Below are 21,010 nucleotides of genomic sequence, written 5' to 3' on the forward strand. Positions count from 1 at the left end.
GATGATTGCGGATCGAGGCGGCCACGGTCACGCGGAGTGGCCGCCGGAAATCGACCGGCGCGGGGAGGGGCGGCAGTCCGCCGCCCGCCCCCGTCCGCCAGTTTTCAGTTCGCGCGAGCGACGGCGCGCGCGACGAGGTCCGCGAAAACTGAACCGAGCGTGGTGCCGGCGGCTTCGACCGCCATCGGCACCGTCGACGTTTCGGTGAGACCCGGCGAGAGGTTCACTTCGAGGAAGTGGACTCCCCCGTCCGGCGTGATGACCGCGTCGGTGCGCGAGATGTCGCGCAGCCCGAGCCACCGGTGCGCGCCGACGGCGAGTTCGCTGACCGCCTTCGCGGCCTCGTCGGAAATCCGGGCCGGGGTGAAGAAATCGGTGAGCCCCGCAGTGTAGCGCGCGGTGTAGTCGTAGACGCCGCTCTCCGGCACGATCTCGACCGCGGGCAGGGCCTCGGCCCCGTTCTCCCCTTCGATGACCGTGACGGCCACCTCAACGCCGTCTACGAACCGTTCCGCGAGCACGGTGTCGCCGTAGGCGAAGCAGCCGACCATCGCCGCGGGCAGCTCCGCCGCTTCCCGGACCACCTGCGTGCCGAGCGCCGACCCGCCCTGATCCGGCTTGAGGATCAGCGGCAGACCGAGCCGCTCGACCATCGCGTCGAGCACCGACTGCGCGCCCAGTTCGCGGAAAGTGCTGTGCGGCAACACAATCCAGTCCGGCGTCGAGAACCCGGCCTGCTGCACGAACGCCTTCGCGGTCGGCTTGTCCCAGGCGCGGCGGCAGCCCTGCGAGTGGGTGCCGACGAACGGGACGTCGAGCATCTCCAGCACGGTCTGCACCGAGCCGTTCTCGCCCTCACCGCCGTGCAGGGCGACGACAACCGCGTCCGGACGCTGCGTGCGCAGCCGTTCCAGCAGCCCGGCGTCGGTGTCCCACTCCTCCACCGTGAGGCCCTCGGCACGCAGCGCGGCGGAAAGCCTGCGCCCGGAGCGGAGCGAAACGTCGCGTTCGTGGGAAAGCCCGCCGGCGAGCACGGCAACGGTACGGTCGACCACCGTGGGAACTCCTTAGTGTTGCTGGGCCGGTCAGACCGTGTCCGGAGACGGGGTCTCGGGCCCCGGGATGGTGCGCGCCTTCACGCTACCGAAGGTGCGGTTGAGGTCCATTTCGGACTCGAGCACGGCGGCGAGCCGGCGCACGCCCTCGCGGATGCGTTCCGGCGTGGGGTAGCAGTACGACAACCGCATCTGGCGGGAGCCGAAACCGTCGGCGTAGAAACCGGTGCCGGACGCGTACGCGACCCGAGCGGTGACCGCACGCGGCAACATCGCTTTGGTGTCAACGCCTTCCGGCACGGTGACCCACACGTAGAAGCCGCCGTCGGGGTGGGTCCAGGAGCAGCCGGGAGGCAAATACTGTTGCAGCGCCGACAACATCGCGTCGCGGCGTTCGCGGTAGTTCTCCCGGAACTTCTTGATCTGGCCCTTCCAATCGTGCGTCGCGAGGTAGCGCGAGACGATCATCTGGTTGAAGGTCGGCGGGCACAGCGTCGCGGATTCCGCAGCCAGCACGAGCTTTTCGCGCACCGCGTGCGGCGCGAGCACCCAGCCGACGCGCAGCCCGGAGGCGAACGTCTTCGAGAACGAGCCGAGGTACACGACGTTGTCCGGGTCGAGCGAGCGCAGCGCCGGGTAGGTCTGGCCGTCGAAACCGAGCAGGCCGTACGGGTTGTCCTCGATGATCAGCACGCCGTGCTCGCGGCAGATCTCGACGATTTCCGGCCGCCGGTCGACCGACAGCGTCACGCCGGCCGGGTTGTGGAAATTCGGGATCGTGTAAAGGAATTTGACCCGCTGCCCGGCCTTTTCGGCCTGGCGCAAGGCTTCCCGCAACCCTTCGGGCACGAGACCGTGCTCGTCCATCGCGACGTGCACGACGTTCGCCTGGTAAGCGGAAAACGAACCGAGCGCACCGACGTACGACGGGCCCTCGGCGATCACGACGTCACCCGGGTCGCAGAAAAGCCGGGTCACCATGTCGAGGCCCATCTGGGAACCGACGGTGACCACGACGTCGTCGGGGTGCGCCTTGATCCCCTCGAGAGCCATGATTTCGCAGATCTGGTCACGCAGCGCGGGAATCCCGTGCGCGGACCCGTACTGCAGGGCGACGAGCCCCTCCTCCGCGATGATCTCGCCGACCTGAGCCGAGAGGGTGTCGAGCGGCAGCGCGGCGAGGTTCGGCATGCCGCCGGCGAGCGAGACGACCTCCGGCCGGCTTGCCACTGCGAAAAGCGCGCGGATCTCGGATGCGGTCATCCCGGCGGTACGTGCTGCGTACCGGTCGAGGTGCGGGTCGAGATTGTGGCGGCCGGTCTGCGGCTTGGCGGGGCGGTTCTCGGTCATCGGACACCTGAGGGCTCGGTGGGTACCTGCTGGTAGATCCATCGAGTGTAACCGCGGCCTCTTCCGGCTCCCCGCTCTTCCGGCGCTTGTCACATCGGCCTATCCTCGGGGTGGTTCTTCCGGTGCTGCCTGCGCTCTTGCGGGCGCGATGGCCGGAGTTGCGGGGTCCAGGGAGGTTTCAGGTGTCACGTCGCGTGGTGGGCGTCACCCTGGACAATCTCGAGCACCTTCCCAAGAACTGCCGACAGTGCGTGTACTGGGAGCTCGCGCCGCACCTGAAGGCGCAGGCCGAGGAGTACGGCTCCACCGAGGTCGAGAAGGAAGCCTGGGTGTCCAGCGTCCTGCTGGAATGGGGTTCCTGCGGCCGCATCGTCTACAGCGACACGCTGCCGGTCGGGTTCGTGCTCTACGCCCCGCCGAACGCGGTGCCCCGCTCGCTGGCCTTCCCGACGTCGCCGCCGAGCGCCGACGCCGTCCTGCTCACCGCCTTCCAGGTCCTGCCGGAATTCCGCGGCGGCGGCCTCGGCCGGATGCTGGTGCAGGCCGTGGCGAAGGACCTGACCAAACGCGGCGTCCGCGCGATCGAATCCTTCGGCGACGCCACCCCTGACGACGAGGACCCGCTGGGCCAGCACTCGTGCGTGCTCCCCGCGGCGTTCCTGCAGAGCGTGGGCTTCAAAACGGTGCGTCCGCACCCGAAGTACCCGCGCCTGCGCCTGGAACTGCGCTCGGCGATCACCTGGAAGGAAGACGTCGAAGCGGCACTCGAACGTCTGCTGGGCCAAGTGACGATCACGACCGCGGAACCGAGCCTCGGCCGCGCCTGACCGGCTTCGTGCCCCAGGCAGGTCAGCCAGAATGACCTCGCTGGCACCCACCCTGAACGCCCCGCCCGGCTAGCCCGCAGTACTCCGCCACTCCCCGGCTACCCGGTCACTCTCCGTGCCCACCTTTGCGACAACTACCGCCGCTCGCCGCTTTCCTGCTTACTGCAATCCCCATTCCCAACTGGGTTGTGCAGCCGCTCGACCAGCATCGCCCGAGGTCAGCCCAGGCCTGTTCGCCGCCGCCGGGGGTGGAACTCGGATGCCCCAGGACCGAGTCCGACGAGCCCCATACCACCTCGGATCCGCAGGGAAAACACCCACTCCCGGTACCTGTGCACAACTGTGGAAGAGTCCCCGAGTTATCCACAGATTGCAGATAGAGGCCGTGGAAAAGCTGTGGATGGATAGAATGGATCTGGGGACGCCCCCCGGGAAGGGTGGGGGCTGCCCCCCAGGTGTGGTTGGTGGTGTGGCAGTTCGGCGCAAGTTCTTGTGGCGCCGGTTAAGCGGTGTGGGGGCTCCGGTTGTTTGGGGTCCGGGTGCGGTTGGTTCGGGGGTGGCGGTGCTCGGGAGGGGTCGCCGAGGGGGTGGCGGCTGGTGGTGACTGTGGGTAGTGGTTGCTCGGGGTGCGGGCGGGTCAGCACGGGTAAACACGGGCTGAGAGGGCGGTGCGGCGGCGGGGCGCGCTGAGTGGGGCCCTGGGTGGTCTTCGCGGGGAAAGGCCGGGGCAGGGCGAATCAGGGTGGGGCTAGGGGTAAGGCAGGGAGAACCGGAGGGGGCGAATAGCGAGAGAGGGCTATTCGGCCTTGGCTAGTTCGTGGGCCAGGACGTCGGCGAAGGTGAAGGTGCCGGTGGGCTGGTCGCCTTCGCCGAGGAGGTAGAGGCGCTTGACCGCGATGAGGATGCCCTCGGCCACGACGTCGCGGAAGGCGGGGTCGCCAAGGCGGGCGGCGTCGTCCGGGTTCGTCAGGTAGCCGATTTCCACGCGGACGGCTGGGCAGCGCGTGCGGGTGAAGATCTCCCACGTCTTGTAGTGCGTGCGGCAGTCCAGCAGGCCGGTACGGGCCGCGACCTCGCGCTGGATGAAGCCGGCCAGCAGTTCGCCGACGGTGGACGTCGTGCCGTTGCCGGTGCCGAAGTGGAAGCTCGCGACGCCCTGCGCGCGCGGCGACGGGTTGCCGTCGCTGTGCAGCGACAGGAACAGGTCCGCGCCAGCGTCGTTGGCGAAACGGGCGCGTTCGAAATCCGTCGGACTGTGGTTCGGGCCCCGGCTGATCAGGGCCTCCATGCCGGTGGCCTGCATCCGGCCTTCCAGCCGCCGCGCCAGATCCCAGGCGATGTCCGCCTCGCGCAGGCCGCCCGCGACGACACCGAGGTCTTCGCCGCCGTGGCCCGGGTCGATCACGATGCGCTTGCCGCGCAGCCGCGGGCCCGCCTGGCGCACCTGCTCCTGCTCGCGCAGGAAAACCGGGCGGCCGCCGCGAGCGCGCGGCGAGGACAGGCGGTGCAGTTCGCGGATGGTGGCCGGGCCGCAGATGCCGTCCGACGTCAGCCGCATGTCGCGCTGGAACGTGCGCAGGGCGCGTTCGGTCTGGGGGCCGAAATAGCCGTCCGGGCGGCCCGCGTCGAAGCCCAGTTCGGTGAGCCGCTCCTGAAGAGTGAAAACGTCGTCGCCGTGCACCGGCGACGACAAAAGGTACTGGAGCGGGCGGCTCCCGAGGTGATAGCTCGCGCCCTTGAGCGCCTGGTACGTCGCCGGGCCCACCACCCCGTCGGTGATGAGCCCGCGGCGCTGCTGGAACGCGCGCACGGCCTGCTCCACCGCGACGTCGAACGTGTTGTACCGCTCGGTCCCCGCCACCGGCGGGAGCAGATCCATCCCGGCAAGGATCGACCTGATCTCGGCGACGTCGGGACCGGCGTCACCGCGGCGGAGTACCCGCATGCACTCCTCGCTCTTCCTCAGGCACCGAAACCGGCTCGATGCGAAACAGAAACCCGGGTAGGGGGTGTACCCAGGCACCTATTGTGCCCTGTGAACTCTCGGTAAGGACGCAGGCCCGGTCGGTGCGCCACCGGCGGGTGCGTCGCCGCGCGGCGGACACGCCGAGTGCACCTGCGTGCCCACCCCCGTGCGGGTGGTTCCCGAACGTGCGAGAACCCGGACCGGCGAGTCGATAGCCGCTGGCCCGGGTTCTCAGCAGGTGGACCGCTCAGAGCACGTCGGCGAGATCGGACAGCAGCGCGGCCTTCGGCTTCGCGCCCACGATCTGCTTCACCGGCTTGCCGCCCTGGAACAGGATCAGCGTCGGAATCGACATCACCTGGTAGTCACGCGCCGTGTTCGGGTTCTCGTCGATGTCGAGCTTCGCGACGGTGATCTTGTCGCCGTTTTCCTTCGCGATCTCCTCGAGCACCGGGGCGACCATCTTGCACGGCCCGCACCAGGTCGCCCAGAAGTCGACGAGAACGGGCTTCTCGCTGGTCAGGACGTCGTCCACGAACGACTTGTCGGTCACCTTCACGGGTTCGGACATCGCTTGCTCCTTCAACTCGGTGGGAAAGTCAGTGCTCGCCGGCGCCGTAGCCGCCGCCGACCAGTTCCGGTGCTTCGTTCGCCTCGGCCTCGCCGTGCTCCGCGAGCCATCGTTCCGCGTCGATCGCCGCGCTGCAGCCGGAACCGGCCGCGGTGATCGCCTGCCGGTACGTGCGGTCCACGAGGTCGCCGGCGGCGAACACCCCGGGCAGGTTCGTGTACGACGTGCGGCCCTGCGTGAGCACGTAGCCGTCCTCGTCCACGTCCACCTGACCGCGCACCAGCTCGCTGCGCGGATCGTGGCCGATCGCGACGAAGAACCCGGTCACGTCGAGCGTCTTCTCCTCGCCGGACTGCGTGTCGCGCACCTTCAGGCCGGACACGGTCCCGTCTCCTTCGACGCCGGTGATCTGCGAGTTCAGCTGCCACTTGATCTTGTCGTTCGCACGAGCGCGCTCGAGCATGATCTTCGACGCCCGGAACTCGTCGCGGCGGTGCACGATCGTGACGGACTTGGCGAACTTCGTCAGGAAGGTCGCCTCCTCCATCGCCGAGTCGCCGCCGCCGGCCACCGCGATGTCGTGGTCGCGGAAGAAGAAACCGTCACAGGTCGCACAGGCGGACACGCCGCGGCCGAGCAGCTCCTGCTCGCCCGGCACCTTCAGGTACCGCGCGGCGGCGCCCATGGCCAGCACGACGGCGCGGGCGGCGTAGCGCTTGCCGTTCGCGACGACGTACTTCACGTCGCCGGTCAGCTCAAGCGACTCGACGTCCTCCGCGCGCAGCTCCGCACCGAACCGTTCGGCCTGCTTGCGCATCTCCTCCATCAGGTCCGGACCCTGGATCCCGTCGCGGAAGCCCGGGAAGTTCTCGACCTCGGTGGTCGTCATCAGCGCGCCGCCGAACTGCGTGCCCTCAAACACCAGCGGTTCGAGCTGTGCGCGCGCCGCGTAGACCGCTGCGGTGTAACCGGCAGGACCCGACCCGACGACGATCAGGTTCCTGATTTCCTCGGCAGCCACCCGTCAACCCTCCGCTCGTCATGACCTGTGCTCCAGGCTCAACACGATCGTAGGTGGAGGTGTTCCCGGCGGTGACGCCCGCTACGTCCTGCCCGCTACTTCTTGCCGACCACCTTGTCGAACAGCTTGTCCGGGTTCCCCGGGCCGCAGTCCGCGCCGAACGCGACCAGCCGGAACTGCGCGAGCTTGCCGGTGGTGTAAATCGCCACCACGCCCGGCTTGCCCTCGACGGTCACCGGCCGCACGCCCTCCGGCCGCACCGCCGGGTCCAGGCCGGCCGCGGCGACGCACGCGTCGAAGCGTTTCGAGTCCTGCAGCGGACCGTAGTTCCGCACGCCGAGACCGCCGCCCAGCAGCGCTTCCGCACCGCTGCCGTCGCTGCCGACGGACGGGCCGCTTGCCGAAGACGGCGCGGGCGCGGCGACGCCGGACGTATTGGTCTTGGTCGCACCGGGAACGGTCAGCGTGATCGCTACCGCGGCGGCCGCGGCGGCGGTCAGGATCCCGGCGCCCCAGCCGAGCTGCCGGTTCCGCCGTTTCCGCGCCGCCGACAGGTCCACCACCGGCGCGACCGCCTGTTCAGCGGGCTCCGGTGCGGCCGCCGGAAACGTCGCCTCCTGCCGGGCCGCCGACTCCGCGGCGAGCGCGGCGTCGAGCCTCGCCGCGAACTCGGCGGGCATCGGCGGCGCCGGTTCCGCGGCGAGCGCGGACAGGTCGGCGGTGGTCGCCTCCAGGGCCTCGATGATCGCGCGCGCCTCCGGATCCGCGTTCACCCGCGGCCACAGTTGCGCTGCCTCCTGGTCGTCGAGGACCCCGGCGTGGAGGTCGGCGAGCAGGTCGACAGACCAGGGCGGCCCGATGGTTCCGCCTGCCCCCCGGCTCTCGTCCGTCATCGTCCCTCCCCGTTCCCCGGCGAGCGCTGGGCTCGCCCGGCACTCCGGGACCCCTCCGAAGTGGCGTGCTTGCGTTTGCTTTCGTTAGTTGGGACGTCGCCACCCCCGTCCGGGTTCCGCAGATGCCCGAGAACCTTCGCGAGTTTTCCCCGCCCGCGCGCGCACCGGCTCTTGACCGTGCCCTCGGCGATGCCGAGCATCTTCGCCGTCTCGGCCACCGAATAGCCCTCGACGTCGACGAGCAGGATCGGCGCGCGCTGGTCTTCGGGCAGCTCGTCGAGCGCTTTGCGGACCAGCAGGCTGGTCTCCTTCTCGGCCATCGAGTCGCCGGGCGCGGCCGGTTCGTTGTACTCGCCGGTCTCGGGCAGCGGCACGGTCGGCCGGGCCTGCTTCCGCCGGATCCGGTCGAGGCACGCGTTCACCACGATCCGGTGCAGCCAGGTCGTGACCTGCGACTCCGCGCGGAACTTGCCCGCCGCGCGGAAGGCCGAGATGAACGCCTCCTGCAGCGCGTCCGCCGCCTCTTCCGGATCGCGCAGCGTGCGCAGCGCTACCGCCCACATGCGGTCTCGATGCCGCCGGACCAGTTCACTGAACGCATGCGGATCGCCCGCGGCGTGCGCCGCGATCAGATCCGCATCCGTGGGAGCTGCAGCCGTCACCCGGCAGAGCCTACTGAGTCGTGCTCGCAGCTCACGCCGCAGGCAGGAAGCTCAGCTCTCCGATCTGGCTCAGGAAGCCGTCGCCGCCGTTGTCGCCCAGCTGGGTGATCCAGACGATGAAGTACTGGCTTTGCGTCGGCTGCTGCAGGGTGATCGTGGTGTCCGGCCCGTTCAGGTCGCCGCTCCCGACCACCTTCGTGTCGTCGAGCTGCGGATTCTTGCTGTCCGCCGACCGGATCTCGACCTTCGTGCCCGGGCTGTCCGCGCTGATCTTCACCTGCGCGAGGTTCACCGGGTTGTCGAACGAGACCGCGATGCCGACGCCGGGCTTCAGCGCGGGCAGCTGCTGCTGGTACTGGTCGGTCTTCCAGACCGTGCCCGGGTCGCCGTCGATCGTGTTCTTCGCCCGGCCCGCGTTGTCGCCGGAGCCCTGCGGGTTGTAGAGCGTCGCCGACTTCGGGGCCACCGGGTCGCCGATCTTCGGCGCCGCGGGCGGCTGGTTGCCCGGCGGTGGCGCCGGGTTGCCGGGTTTCGCCGGAGCACTGCTCGGCGGGGCCGCGACGTTGATCGTGGGACCGGTCGGCTTGCCGTCGCCCTGGAACAGGTTGATCAGCATCAGCCCGCCCCACGCGAGGATGACCACGGTCGCGACCACGAGCACGGTGACGCCGAAAGCCAGCTTCCGCCGCCGCGCGACGTCCTTCACCGGCTTCTTCGTGGTCCAGATCGTGCCGTCGGTCTCCGCCGCCGGATCGTCCTTGCCGACCGCGTTGATCAGCTGGGTGCGTTCCTCCTGCTCGGCGACCTGGCCGAGCACGCGCAGAATGGCCGAGCTGGTGCGGATCCCGCCGCTGCCGCCGTCCTCGATCGTGCGCACGGCCAGCGAGGACAGCTCCGGCGGCACCGCCGGCACCAGCGACCGCGGCGGCACCACGTGCCCCTGCGGCGTGAGCGGGGCCGCGGGGATCGCGGGCGGTCCGCCCGGCAGCGCCCAGCGTCCGGTGAGCAGCAGATACAGCACCGCGCCGAGCGCCTTGACGTCGTCGCGGAGAGTGGCTTCGGGCAGCGGGCCGGGGAAGGCGAGCTTGAGCGCGCCGCCCGGCGTGAGCCGCAGCCGCTGCGGGTGGTCGAGGCCGAGGACGAGACCGTTCTGGTGGGCGTGGTCGACCGCTTCGGCGAGCGCCTGCACCATCCGCGCGGCCGCGGCGGGGGCCACCGGGCGCTGCGCGACCAGGTCCACCAAGTCGCTGCCCTTGGTCCACTCCGCCACCACGACGCCGAGCAGCCCCTCGCTGGAGGTGACCCCGCTGCCGAGGCTGAGCACGTCCAGCACCCGCGCGACGCCGCCGTGCCCGAACTTCGACGCGTGCGCGGCCCGTTCGAGGGTGCGCCTCGCCTGCCGCGCCGCCTCCGGATCGGCCGGATCGCCGACCAGCAGCGTCAGTGCGACGTCCCGTTTGAGCTGCCCGTCCCGCGCGCGCCAGAGGTGCGCGGCGGCCCGCTCGTCTACCCCGAACTGGGCAAGCAGGCGATACCGGCCGTCCCCTACGACGCGTCCGGGCGCGAGCGATCCGCCCCGGGCGCGAATGCCCGCGGCGTCCCCCGCCTGCTCGCTTCGTCTCGTGTCCACGCTCTCTCCCGCTTCGCTCCCGGCACCGAGGGTACCCGGATCATCAGCCGTAGAAGCGTCGTGAGTCGTGAATCAATCGTTACCCGCGCTTGATCAATCGGGTGAATCTCGATGTTACGGGCTTCAGCTCCTCGACCTTCAGCGCCATGAGCACCCCGAACGAGACCACGATCCCGACGAGTCCCTGCAGGACGAGCTTGATCCAGGCGTGCAGAACCGGGCCGAGGGACGAGGGCACGATCAGCCCGACGACCCACGCCGCGCCGACCCCGAGGACGCTCGCCACGACCGTGAACAGGATCACCCCGATCACCCGCTTGCTGCGCAGGTTGCCGAGCGTCACCCACAGCCACACCTGGCCGAGCATCGCGCCGATCACGTAGGTCAGCGCGTTCACCATCATCACGCCGAGCACGACGTTCTCCGGGTTCAACAGCACCGGGCACAGGAACAGCAGCGGCACCTTGACCACGGTCATCACGATCATGATCAACGTCGGCGTGCGGGCGTCCTTCATCGCGTAGAACACCCGCATCTGGAGCATCACCAGCGCGTACGGCAGCAGCGCGAACGCCGTGATCGCCAGCGCCTGGCCCATTCGCTCGGCGCCTTCCAGCGAGCCCTTGCCCAGCGCGAACAGCGCGACACCCATCGACGAGCCGACGATCGTCATCACCGCGGAGATCGGGACGAGGGTCACCGTCGAGATCCGCGAGGCATACGACAGGTCGCTGACCAGCTTCTTCGTGTCGCCGTCGGCGGCGGCGCGGCTCATTCGCGGCATGATCGCGGTCAGCAGCGAGACGCCGAGCACGCCGTAGGGCAGCTGGAACAGCAGCCACGCGTAGTTGTAGGCGGTGACGCCGCCCGAGGTGCCCTTGGTGAGCACGCGAGTGGTGATCGTGAGGCCGACCTGGCTGACCGCGACGTAGCCGACGACCCACAGGGCCAGCCCGCCGAACTCCTTCATCCGGCTGTCCAGGCCCCAGCGCCAGCGCGGGCGGAAGCCCGACCGCAGCAGCGGCGGGATCAGCATGAGCGCCTGCGCGGCGATGCCGCCGGTGACGCCGAGACCGAGCGTGAGCACCTTCGGATCGGTGAGCGACGGATTGCCGGTGTCGATCGAACCGGGCATCAGCCACACCACGAGGATGGTGAAGATGACCACCAGGTTGTTGATCACCGGGGCCCACGCGGTCGGACCGAACACGTGCTTGGCGTTCAGCATCGCCGAGACCAGCGCGAACACGCCGTAGAAGAAGATCTCCGGCAGCAGCAGATAGGCGAACGCGGTGGTCAGGCCCGCGCTCGCGTTGCCGGACGAATCGATGTACAGCGACGTGAACGCCGGCGCCGCGATCACCGCGATCACCGTGCCGATGAACAGCACGGTGACGCCGGTGGTCAGCAGCCGTTGCGCGTAGGCCTGGCCGTGGTCCGGGTCGTCTTGCGAACGCACCAGCAGCGGCACCACCACGCTGGTGAGCACGCCGCCGAGCAGCAGCTCGAAGATGATGTTCGGCATCGTGTTCGCGACGTTGAACGAGTCGGTCGCGATCCCGTTGCCGATCGCCGCGACCAGCAGCACCTTCCACAGGAACCCGGTGATCCGGCTGATCAGCGACGCGATCGCCATCCGGCCGGATTCCTTCGCGACCGAAGGACCCTCGTCCTTCGGCTGCTCGGGCGCCTCGGCCGGACGCGCGAGCGGCGCGTCCTTGATCCGCGGCATGACCTGGGTGGCCAGCGCGTCGTACGGGCGCAGCACGTCCGGGTCGGCGGTCGGCCAGCGCGACGGGGCCGCCAGCGGAACGCCCGCGGTGCGCGGGATGAACCGGGTGGCGTCCGGGTCCCGCATCGCCTCTTCCTGCCACGGCCGGATCGGCGTGCCGGGACGCGGGCCGCGGCCGCGGTGCACCGGCGGCTGCGGGCCCGGCACGTTCGCGGGCGGCGGGGTCGGCTGCGGGAGCTGGCCGCGGTTCGGCGGCTGGTTCGGCGGGATCGGCTGCGGACCCGACGGCGGGAGCTGCTGCGGGCCGGACGGCGGCCCGGACTGCCTCGGCGGGGGCGGCCTGCGCACCGGCGGCATGGCGGCCCTGGTCGGGGCCGGACGCTGGCCGTTCGGAGGCGGCGGCGGGACCCGGCGCGGCGTGCGGTCCCGGGGGTCGCGGGGTTCACGAGGTTCGCGGGGCTCACGGGGGTCGCCGCGGCGCGGATCGATCCGGCGCGGCTGGGCCCGGTCGGAAGGCGCCCGGTCGGCGGGCGGACGTTCGTCGGGCAACGGCATCCGGCGGGTGCCGTTGGGCGGCGGCTGCCTGCGGTCGGCGGGCGGCGGCGGAGGGGGCGGCTGGCGACGGGCGTCCCGCACCGCGCGGCGAGGCTGGTCGCTCCGCCTCGGCGCCGCGCCGTCCCGCCGAGGACGACCCGCACGCTCGGGTGGTTGACCCGGCTCTTTGTCCAACGCGTGCCCAATCCTCGGCGGTCCCCTTGCCCCTGCCATTGTGGCAGCGCGGACTCAGGGTAATCGGGAACGGGCGCGAGCACCCGGCCCCTTGGCCTGTCAGGGCGTGCCGCCGCGGCTTTCCTTGATCCGCCGGTAGATCCGCCGGGACGCCAGCAGAAGCAGCGCGCAACCAGCGACGACGGTGACGATGATGGTGATCGGGCCGTATTCGGTCGAGGTCAGCTCGAACCGCGCGGTCGCGCCGAGATCCGTGCCCGATGGGGTGGTCAAGGACACATCGACCGACAGGCGGCCGGCCCGCAGCGCCTCGATCTGCACGTACTTGGTCTGCCCGCCCTTCGCCGGGAAAAGCAGGTTCTTGCCCGCTTGTTCCGGCCGGACGCCCATGTTGTTCCGGAGCACGATCTGCGCGGTGACGCCGACCGGCAGGTCGTTGTGCACGTACACCGGCAGCGGCGAGGACCCGGACGCGAGCGCAAACGTTTGCTTCGGCTGTTCGACGGTCACCTGGTCGCGGATCGCGGCGAGTTCCGCGGTGGCGTTCGCCGAGGCGGACGCCACCGCCGACGGGCCGAACGCGGTCGAGCTGCCGCGGACCAGCGCGTCGCGCACCGGACCGACGACGGCCTTCGGTTCGACCTGGTTCCGCTGGTCGACCTGCATCGCCGAGACCAGGCCGGTGGCGTCCTGGTCGAGGCCGGACAGCTGGCCGGCGACCGCCGCGCCGCCGTCCGAACGGGTGTCCGCGGCCAGCGAAGCGCTGCCTTCCGGCGCGGTGCCCAGCAGGTCGTCGAGCGTCGAACCGGCCGTCACGCCCGCGGTGGTGAGCTTGCCGAGCCCGGACAGGAAGGCGTTCAGCTCGTCGGTGGTGGCGTCCCAGCGCCGCGGCGGCGCGATGAGCAGCGGCCCGCCGGTGGTTCCTTCGGTGCGGCCGAGCCCGGCTTCGAACGCGACCGCGGCGAGACCGTTCTGCGTGGAGACCGCGCGCTGCGACGCTCCGCTGTAGGTGGTCGGCGCCTGCGGGCTCGGCGTGAATCCGGTGAGACCCGCGGTGGCCATCGAGTTGGTCGGCTGCGCGCGCAGGCCGTCGGACAGGGTCGCCGCGCCGGTGACGGTCTCGTCGTCACCGCCCGCCCGCAGCTTGCCGCTGTCGGTGAGCACGGTCTGGAAGCCGCCCGACGAAATCGCCGACAGCGCCTTGTCGTCCGGCGTGCCGCCCGGCCACAGCACGCCGCTCTTCGACTCGACGCCGAGCACCTGGCGGATCGTGGCGGTGCCGTTCAGCGCCGTGGTCATGAGGCCGGTGTCCGGGTTGCCGTCGGCGCCGCGGATCTTGCCCAGCGTGGTGAGGTCGGCGTCGGCGAACGGCAGCGGGATCACGCACCGGCCGGTGACCAGCGCACGCAGCGCCGCCAGCCAGTTCGACGCGGCGTCCGCGCCCTTGCCCGCCGCCCCGCCGCTGACCCGGTAGCCGTTCTTCATCGCGTCCACGGTGCGCAGCAGGTCCGGATCGAGCGCGAAGCAGAGCGAGCCGCCGATCTTCGGATTCGTCTCCTGCGCCGCTCGCGCCGCCGAGACCAGCGAATACAGCCGTCCGCCGGGGCTCAGCTGGTCGGCGAGCGAATCGTCGGTCAGCGTCATCGGCACGCCGAACGGGGCGGACTGGATGTGCGGGGTGCTGTCGGTGATCGGCCACAGCACGGCCAGTTTCGAATGCCGCTGCGTCGCCTGGTTGTTCGCGTGGCCCGGCGTCGACAGCACCGGCATGAGCAAGCTCACCGCGGCGAGCCGGGCCGGGCCGCCGTACTCCGGGGTGCCGTTCACGTTCACCAGCAGCGGGTACACGCCCGGCCGGAGGCCAGCGCCGCGCGGCCCGGTGAGCGGCACGGTGATGTTCAGCCGGGCGCTCTGACCAGGCTCCAGGTCCTCGGCGAGCGTGGTGAACTCGGTCAGCGGGGTGTCCTGCACCGGGGTCCCGGCGAGCACCGAGTCCATCGCGCGCGGGCTGGCGAGGCGTTCGCCGATCTGCAGCCGGGCCATCGGCTTGACGATCCGGCGGGATCCGGTGTTGGTGACCGTCCCGGCCACCGTGATCGCCTGGTCCGCGCTGGAAATCACGCGCGGGGTCAACTGGCCGAGGTCGAGCCGCAGCCGGGCCGGTTCCGGAGACGGATTCTCCTGCGCGCCCGCCGGCGCACCGAACAACGCGGTGGCGGCGACGATCAGCAAAGACAGCAAGAAGGCGGCGGGCCGCTTCACTCGGGTGCTCCCTCTCAGCCGCGCTCGTCGGGCGCGAAAAGTTCTGCTGCCCCGCGAACCAGCTTGCGCTCGTCCGCGTAGGCGAGGGTGGTCTCCAGCTCGGCCAGCGGAACCCAGGCGACCTCGGTCACCTCGACGTCCTCGTCCGACAGTTCGCCACCGGTGGCTTCGAGCAGGAAATGGTGCACGGTCTTGTGCACCCGGCGCTGCTGCGCGACGAACCAGTAATCGATGGCGCCAAGCGGGTGCAGCACGCGCGCGGAGATGCCGGTTTCCTCCTTCACCTCGCGCACCGCGGTCTGCTCCACCGTCTCCCCGTCCTCGATGTGGCCCTTCGGCAGCGACCACAGCAGTCTGCCGTGTCGGTCGAGCCGCCCGATCAGCACCGCGTGTTCGCGCTCCGGGTCGACGACCAGTCCGCCAGCCGAGGTCTCGTCGACCGTGGTCAGCCGCCTGCCGCGGTGGCGCCGTCGCCGCCGGCGCGGCGTCGGCGGCCCGGCGCGACCGGCGGATCCAGACATGCTGCGATGCTAGAGCAAACGGTCGCCCGGGTACTCTGGCTCTCCGTGTCCGTGTCCGGCGGCGTCCGCGGTGGCGGCGTCATTTTCGTGGTGGGATTCGAGTGAACAACCTGGTCGCCCAGCAGAACGCGGTGACGGAACTGATGCGAGTGTCCCCGTTGGCCGACGAGCTGGCCGAGCGCTTCGCCCGCGCCGGCCACAGCTTGTACCTGGTCGGTGGCAGCGTGCGCGACGCGCTGCTCGGCAGGCTGTCCAACGACCTCGACTTCACCACCGACGCACGCCCGGACCGGGTGCTGCAGATCGTGAGCGAGTGGGGTGACGCGGTCTGGGACGTCGGCATCGCGTTCGGCACCGTCGGCGTCACCAAGAACGGCACGACGCTGGAGATCACCACGTTCCGCGCGGACAGCTACGACCGCGTCGGCCGCAACCCCGAGGTCACCTTCGGCGACACCATCGAGGGCGACCTGCTCCGCCGCGACTTCACCGTCAACGCAATGGCGATCGACCTGGTCGGGAAGACGTTCATCGACCCGCACGACGGCATGGACGCGCTCCGGCTGAAGGTGCTCGACACCCCGGCGCTGCCGCAGGAGTCGTTCGCCGACGACCCGCTGCGGATGATGCGCGCGGCCCGCTTCTCCGCGCAGCTCGGCTTTACTGCGTCGCCGCGCGTGGTCGAGGCGATGACGTCGATGGCCGAGGAGATCGACCGGATCACCGCCGAACGGGTCCAGACCGAGCTGTCGAAGCTGATGCTGGCCCCCGACCCGCGGCCGGGCCTTGAGCTGCTGGTCGACACCGGACTGGCCGACCGGGTGCTGCCCGAATTGCCCGGCATGCGGCTGGCGATCGACGAGCACCACCAGCACAAGGACGTCTACCAGCATTCGCTGACCGTGCTCGCGCAGGCGATCGAGCTGGAGAAATCGCACGAACCGACCAGCGAGCCGGACCTCGTGCTGCGGTTGGCCGCGCTGCTGCACGACATCGGCAAACCGGCCACCCGCGAGTTCACCCAGGGCGGCGGCGTGAGCTTCCACCACCACGAGGTGGTCGGCGCGCGGATGGCCCGCAAACGTTTGCGGGCGCTGAAGTACTCGAAGGAGATCATCGAGCAGGTCTCCCAGCTCGTGTTCCTCCACCTGCGGTTTCACGGGTACGGCGGCGGCGAGTGGACCGATTCGGCGGTCCGCCGCTACGTCACCGACGCCGGCGACCTGCTGACCCGGCTGCACAAGCTCGTCCGCGCCGATTCGACCACGCGCAACAAGCGCAAGGCGGCCGCGCTGCAGGCGACCTACGACGATCTCGAGGCCCGCATCGCGCGGATCAAGGAGCAGGAGGACCTCGACCGGGTCCGGCCGGACCTCGACGGCAACGAGATCATGCGGCTGCTCGGCCTCCCGCCGGGCCCGCAGGTCGGGCAGGCCTGGAAGTTCCTCAAGGAGCTGCGGCTGGACCGCGGTCCGCTGGAGCACGACGAGGCGGTCGCCGAGCTGAAGAAGTGGGCGGCGGCCGAGGGCCTCGGCTCGGACCAGCCGCCGAACTGAACCGAACCGCGGGATCGCGTCGGCGTGTGGAGGGGCAGTGTGCACGGCCCCCGGGCCGGGTGCGCTGCCCCTCCACACGCCGACTTAAAGGCGATCCCGCCGCGGCGGCGGAGCCGACGCCAAATTACAGCCACGATCCCCCTTTGGCCTCTGGATCATCGCTCGGCCAGCCGAGATACTCCCTGTCTCGAACCGAACCGGGGGGATCGATGACGCGGCAGCAGGACGGGGACCGGCGCGGAGCCAGCTTTCTCGTCATGCTGCTGCGGCGCGGCACGCCGGCGCTGGCCACGGCGACGACCGGGCTGACCGATGAGATCGGCGATCCGACCCCGGTGCGCGCGTTGCAGCGGATCTCGCGGATGGCCGGTCCGGTCGACGAGCGGCAGCGCGACGGGCTGCTGCTGCGCGCGGCTCGGTACGTGGTGCTGGTTCCGCTGGTCTACCGGCTGCTGATGGTGCCCGCGACATTCGGGTCGTACGCGGTCAGGCACGGGTCGGCCGGGCTGGCGTCGGTCGCGATCGTCGCGGTGTGCTCGGTGGCGCTGAGCGCGTTCGGCCTGTTCTGGATGATGCGCCGGGCCCCGTTCCGCAGTGATCTCGCGGGCCGGTTGCTGCTGATCGACCTCGTCGCCACGCTCGCGTTCGAGCTGTTCATCGGCGCGACGGTGTCGCCCGCGGTATTCCACGACGCGGTCGGCGTCGCGGACAAGCACCTGCTCGGCAGCGTCGCCCTGCTCACCCTCGCCGTCGGCATCCCGTCCGGGATCGGGCTGGCGGCGCTCAGCCTGCCGGTGCGGCTGCTGTCGGATCTGCTCAACCACGGCACCTTCGATTTCGCGCAGGCCGCGTCGCTGTACCCGACGATGTTCGGCGTCCTGTTCACCGCGGTCGGCGCGCTGATCCTGCTCGGCCTCGGGATCCGGCTGGCGCTGGCGTACGGCATTCGCAACGGACGGCTCGCCGAACGCGCGCGGCAGCACCGGATGCTGCACGACACGGTGCTGCAGACGCTGGAGGCGATCGCGCTCGGCGGTCCGGGCGATTCGGATCAGCGGCTGGTCGAGGTGCAGCGGCTGGCCCGGGCGCAGGCGATCGAACTGCGGCAGACGATCGAGACCGCCGCCGCGCAGCGGGCCGAGGAGGGCGCGCGGCCGCTCGGCGAGAAGCTCGCGGCGCTGGCCGCGGAGATGGCGCGGGACGGGCTGCGCGCGCAGCTGGTGATCGCCGAGCTGGACGACGACACGCTGTCCGAGGTCCGGCAGATCGCGATCCGCGACGCGGTGCGGGAAGCCATGCGGAACACGATGAAGCACGCGGAGACGGACAAGGTCGTGGTACGCGTGGAAGAACGCAACGGCGGGATCGCGGTGATCACGCGGGATCACGGCACCGGGTTCAGTCCGGCAGACCGGCCGGCCGGGTTCGGCATCAGCGAGTCGATCACCGCGCGGCTGTCCGAGGTCGGCGGGACCTCGCTGGTCGAATCGAGTCCGGGGAGCGGAACGAGGGTGACGTTGTGGGTGCCGCTGTGAGCGGGGTGGCGGGTGCGCTGGCGGCGTACCGGGACGGCGAGGTCGAGCGGGCGGGTGCGCTTGCCGCAGAGGCTGGAACGCCGTTGGGCGCCGAGCTGGCGACGTATCTCGCGGCGGGTCCGAGCGGTCCGGTGTACGACCAGCCGGCCGCGTTCACGGCGTTCATCCGCGGTGGCGGCAACGTCGAGTTGTACCGGCGGTTGAGCGAAGAACTGGCTGCGCGGTACGACTCCTGGCGTCCGGCCGCGTTGCTGGATCTCGGGTGCGGCGACGGGTTGGCGATCGAACCGGCGTTGGCGCGGGCCTCGTTCCGGCCGGAGCGGATCGACCTGGTGGAGCCGTCCGATGCGCTGCTCGCGGACGTCGAAGTGCCTGGTGCGCGCCGGTTTTCGTTGACCGCGCAGGACTTTCTCGCCGCGGATGGTTCCACGTGGAACCTCACGCAGTCGACGTTCGCGCTGCAGTCGATCGAGCCCTCCGTCCGCGCTGAGGTGCTGAGTGCGTTGCGAGCGCGGACGGAACGGTTGGTGCTGGCCGAATTCGACGTGCCGGACACTGCTGACCTGGAGTCGCTCGTGCGCCGGTACGAACGCGGCGTCGCCGAATACGGCGAGCAGGCTTCCCTGGTGGCACAAGGATTTCTGCTGCCGGTGCTGCTCGGCGTCGCTGCCGGGACGGCACGGACGAACTGGGAACATCCGGCCGCGCAGTGGACCCGGCAGCTCGAGGCCGCCGGGTTCGCCGACGTGACGGTGGAACCGCTCGCGGACTACTGGTGGTCGCCCGCCGTCCTGATCACGGCTTCACAGCCGGGATAGCGCGCCCTGCTCGAGGTGCTGCGCGATCGGGCGCGGCAGCAGGTACGCGGTGGCCCCGCCGGGCTGTTGCGCCCACGGCGCGGTGACGCCGGTCAGCACCCGGATAGTGCGCTGCACGCGGTACTCGTGCCGGTCGCGTTCGCGGTCCGGCGTCAGCGAGGTTTCCAGGAACCGCACCGAATTCGCGTGGACCAGGTTCCCGGTCTCGGGGCCGAAGCGGACCACCGTGGTTCCGGCGGGCAGCACGACGATCCGCTTGCCGCGGAAGAACGACAACGGCGGCTCGCCGCGCATCGGCAGGATCGGCCAGTCCGCGGGCTGATCGGATTCGTCCGGGGCCTGCGGCGGCAGCATCAGCAGCGTGCCGAGGAGGAACCGGGCCGCGTCGGCGAGGTTGGCGAACGCGACCGGCTCCACTGCGGGCGGACGCGACACCTCCCAGCCGTTTTCCGCGCGGCGCAACGTCCACACGCCTTCGGCGGGCACCTCGTTCGCGCCGATCCGGTACGCCGACGACGGCACGCCGTGTTCGACGAGCCGCTGCTGCAACAGCGACAGCGTTTCGGCACTGCGCAGGCCAAGGGTCGGCTCGCCGCGGACCGCGCGGGCGAGCGAGCTGTCGTCCGGGATGTCGGCCTCGGTACGGCCCGGGCGCGGTTTGCCGAGCACGTCGGCTTCGGCGGTCGCGCGTACCAGGTCGCGCACGATCGGCGGGCGGAACCCGGCGGCGCGGATGTGCTCGACCAGCTCCGGCTCCGGCGGAACACCGTATTTGCGAAGGTAGTGCGGTACGGCGGCGGGCCAGATCCAGGTGCCGTCGGTGTGGAAGGCCTGCGGTACGTCCGGCGGCGCGCCGGGCGCGAAGATGTCCGGCTGCGGCACGGGCCGGTGCAGCACGACGGGCGAGCGGAACAGGTAGTCGAGGACGCCGCGGACCTGGTCCGGCGGCACCGGCGGGCGGTTCACCACGGGGCGCTCGCCCTCGTTGTGCGCGTCGACCGGCCGCGCCTGGCGGAACCCGACGGTCAGCGGCAGCCCGGCTTTCGCGCCGAGCCAGTCCGGCAGGTGCTTGTCCGGGCGTGGGAAACGGGTCAGCTCCACGAGATAGGACTCGCGGGCCGGCTCGCCGCCGTCGTTGGGCGGCAGCCGCCAGTCCGGCTCCTGGTCGGCGTCGAAGTCGAAATCGAACTGCGAGTCGGCGTCGAGCGTGAAGGTGCCTTGGAACCAGGTGCCGGTCTCCGGCTGGTACATCGCGGCGCGCAGCTGGGAGAACAGCGTGCTCAGCTGCGGCGTGCCGGGCAGCGCGACCGAAACCGGGCCGTTCTCGTCGCCGACCGCGCGGACTTCCAGCTCGGAGTAGTCGCCGACCTGCCGGAACTGCGCCGCCACCCGCGTCCACCCGCCGGGTACTTGGCGCAGCGTGCGGCCGATCCCCCGCAAGATGCGGGTCTGGTCGCCGCCCTCGGTCTCGGCCTTCGGCTCGCCGTAGTCGTGCCGGGTCAGCCAGAGCCCGGTGAGCTGCTTGCCCGGGACGGTCACCGAGAAATCGGTGAGCCCGAGCTGCGCGGCGCGCACCGGATCGTGCCGCGTCCAGCGCAGGGTCAGGTTCGGCTGGTCGCCTGGCGCGACCTCGAACAGTTCGTCGTCGTATTCGACGTAGGTGCGCAGATCGAATGTCGCGGGCACCTCGTTCGCGAGCACGACTCGCGCCGGCTTCCCCTCGTGCTCGCGGTCGAACCCTTCCGGCGCTTCCTCGTCGCCGACGACGGTCAGCAGCAGCGTGCCGTCGGTGGTCGAGCGTTGTGCCGCGAAAGTGCGATCGTCGAGCGTCGCGTACAGGCCGTCTGGGCGTTCTCCCGATTCCACCCGGTACCGCACGTCT

The 21,010-nt window shown here is 70.8% G+C and carries 16 protein-coding genes; 4 read left to right on the forward strand and 12 right to left on the reverse strand.

The window, feature by feature from the left end; all coding sequences use genetic code 11:
• Positions 1-104: 104 nt before the first annotated feature.
• Together DMP23_RS34135 and DMP23_RS34140 are read right to left on the reverse strand one after the other, a co-directional pair.
• Positions 105-1,055, reverse strand: a complete 951-nt coding sequence (locus DMP23_RS34135) for a D-alanine--D-alanine ligase family protein (RefSeq protein WP_009085339.1) — start codon at positions 1,053-1,055, stop codon at positions 105-107.
• Positions 1,056-1,085: 30 nt separating this feature from the next.
• The gene (locus DMP23_RS34140) at positions 1,086-2,405 is read right to left on the reverse strand and encodes an aminotransferase-like domain-containing protein (protein WP_037809126.1); all 1,320 of its coding nucleotides are present in this window, start codon (positions 2,403-2,405) and stop codon (positions 1,086-1,088) included.
• Positions 2,406-2,587: 182 nt separating this feature from the next.
• Here DMP23_RS34140 and DMP23_RS34145 point away from each other — a divergent pair, with 182 nt between their 5' ends.
• Entirely contained in the window at positions 2,588-3,232 is a 645-nt protein-coding gene (locus DMP23_RS34145) for a GNAT family N-acetyltransferase (RefSeq protein WP_106961273.1), read from the forward strand.
• Positions 3,233-4,028: 796 nt separating this feature from the next.
• Here the strand turns inward: DMP23_RS34145 and DMP23_RS34150 are convergent.
• From DMP23_RS34150 to DMP23_RS34190, 9 genes are all read right to left on the reverse strand, one after another.
• Complete coding sequence (locus DMP23_RS34150) at positions 4,029-5,177, reverse strand: N-acetylmuramoyl-L-alanine amidase (protein ID WP_037809125.1); 1,149 nt, start codon at positions 5,175-5,177, stop codon at positions 4,029-4,031.
• A gap of 268 nt (positions 5,178-5,445) precedes the next feature.
• Positions 5,446-5,769, reverse strand: a complete 324-nt coding sequence (gene trxA, locus DMP23_RS34155) for a thioredoxin (RefSeq protein ID WP_009085330.1) — start codon at positions 5,767-5,769, stop codon at positions 5,446-5,448.
• 28 nt (positions 5,770-5,797) lie between these two features.
• The gene (gene trxB, locus DMP23_RS34160; protein WP_037809124.1) at positions 5,798-6,790 is read right to left on the reverse strand and encodes a thioredoxin-disulfide reductase; all 993 of its coding nucleotides are present in this window, start codon (positions 6,788-6,790) and stop codon (positions 5,798-5,800) included.
• Between the two features lie 95 nt (positions 6,791-6,885).
• Entirely contained in the window at positions 6,886-7,683 is a 798-nt protein-coding gene (locus DMP23_RS34165; RefSeq protein ID WP_337823531.1) for a hypothetical protein, read from the reverse strand.
• Complete coding sequence (sigM, locus tag DMP23_RS34170; protein ID WP_043831404.1) at positions 7,680-8,345, reverse strand: RNA polymerase sigma factor SigM; 666 nt, start codon at positions 8,343-8,345, stop codon at positions 7,680-7,682. Before sigM ends, DMP23_RS34165 begins: the two co-directional genes overlap by 4 nt.
• Before the next feature lie 31 nt (positions 8,346-8,376).
• Positions 8,377-9,975 carry a protein kinase family protein gene (locus tag DMP23_RS34175; protein WP_037809120.1) on the reverse strand — a complete coding sequence of 533 codons (1,599 nt, stop codon included), beginning with the start codon at positions 9,973-9,975 and terminating at the stop codon, positions 8,377-8,379.
• 79 nt (positions 9,976-10,054) lie between these two features.
• Positions 10,055-11,833 (reverse strand): murein biosynthesis integral membrane protein MurJ, encoded by a 1,779-nt coding sequence (murJ, locus tag DMP23_RS34180; RefSeq protein WP_235146700.1) that lies wholly within the window; start codon positions 11,831-11,833, stop codon positions 10,055-10,057.
• A gap of 702 nt (positions 11,834-12,535) precedes the next feature.
• Complete coding sequence (locus tag DMP23_RS34185; RefSeq protein WP_337823532.1) at positions 12,536-14,698, reverse strand: DUF6049 family protein; 2,163 nt, start codon at positions 14,696-14,698, stop codon at positions 12,536-12,538.
• A 14-nt stretch (positions 14,699-14,712) separates the two neighbouring features.
• Positions 14,713-15,219 carry an NUDIX hydrolase gene (locus tag DMP23_RS34190; RefSeq protein WP_037809118.1) on the reverse strand — a complete coding sequence of 169 codons (507 nt, stop codon included), beginning with the start codon at positions 15,217-15,219 and terminating at the stop codon, positions 14,713-14,715.
• A 101-nt stretch (positions 15,220-15,320) separates the two neighbouring features.
• Here DMP23_RS34190 and DMP23_RS34195 point away from each other — a divergent pair, with 101 nt between their 5' ends.
• From DMP23_RS34195 to DMP23_RS34205, 3 genes are all read left to right on the forward strand, one after another.
• Positions 15,321-16,775, forward strand: coding sequence for a CCA tRNA nucleotidyltransferase (locus tag DMP23_RS34195; protein ID WP_337823533.1), 1,455 nt, complete (start codon positions 15,321-15,323; stop codon positions 16,773-16,775).
• A 209-nt stretch (positions 16,776-16,984) separates the two neighbouring features.
• Positions 16,985-18,310: a sensor histidine kinase gene (locus tag DMP23_RS34200; RefSeq protein ID WP_134664165.1), complete on the forward strand. Its 1,326-nt coding sequence runs from the start codon at positions 16,985-16,987 to the stop codon at positions 18,308-18,310.
• Positions 18,295-19,128: a class I SAM-dependent methyltransferase gene (locus tag DMP23_RS34205; protein ID WP_337823534.1), complete on the forward strand. Its 834-nt coding sequence runs from the start codon at positions 18,295-18,297 to the stop codon at positions 19,126-19,128. The genes DMP23_RS34200 and DMP23_RS34205 overlap by 16 nt, the downstream gene beginning before the upstream one ends.
• Here DMP23_RS34205 and DMP23_RS34210 read toward each other — a convergent pair.
• On the reverse strand, positions 19,114-21,006 hold the full coding sequence (locus DMP23_RS34210) for a TNT domain-containing protein (RefSeq protein WP_337823535.1): 1,893 nt from the start codon (positions 21,004-21,006) through the stop codon (positions 19,114-19,116). The genes DMP23_RS34205 and DMP23_RS34210 overlap by 15 nt on opposite strands.
• Between the last annotated feature and the right edge of the window lie 4 nt (positions 21,007-21,010).

It is taken from the genome of Amycolatopsis sp. A1MSW2902 (assembly GCF_017312175.1).
GTDB classification, from domain to species: domain Bacteria; phylum Actinomycetota; class Actinomycetes; order Mycobacteriales; family Pseudonocardiaceae; genus Amycolatopsis; species Amycolatopsis nivea.

Coding starts and splice junctions, on each gene's coding strand:
- DMP23_RS34150 (WP_037809125.1), bottom strand. CDS start 5,177: ATGCGGGTACTCCGCCGCGGTGACGCCGGTCCCGACGTCGCCGAGATC.
- DMP23_RS34165 (WP_337823531.1), bottom strand. CDS start 7,683: ATGACGGACGAGAGCCGGGGGGCAGGCGGAACCATCGGGCCGCCCTGG.
- trxA (WP_009085330.1), bottom strand. CDS start 5,769: ATGTCCGAACCCGTGAAGGTGACCGACAAGTCGTTCGTGGACGACGTC.
- DMP23_RS34200 (WP_134664165.1), top strand. CDS start 16,985: ATGACGCGGCAGCAGGACGGGGACCGGCGCGGAGCCAGCTTTCTCGTC.
- DMP23_RS34140 (WP_037809126.1), bottom strand. CDS start 2,405: ATGACCGAGAACCGCCCCGCCAAGCCGCAGACCGGCCGCCACAATCTC.
- murJ (WP_235146700.1), bottom strand. CDS start 11,833: ATGCGGGACCCGGACGCCACCCGGTTCATCCCGCGCACCGCGGGCGTT.
- DMP23_RS34190 (WP_037809118.1), bottom strand. CDS start 15,219: ATGTCTGGATCCGCCGGTCGCGCCGGGCCGCCGACGCCGCGCCGGCGG.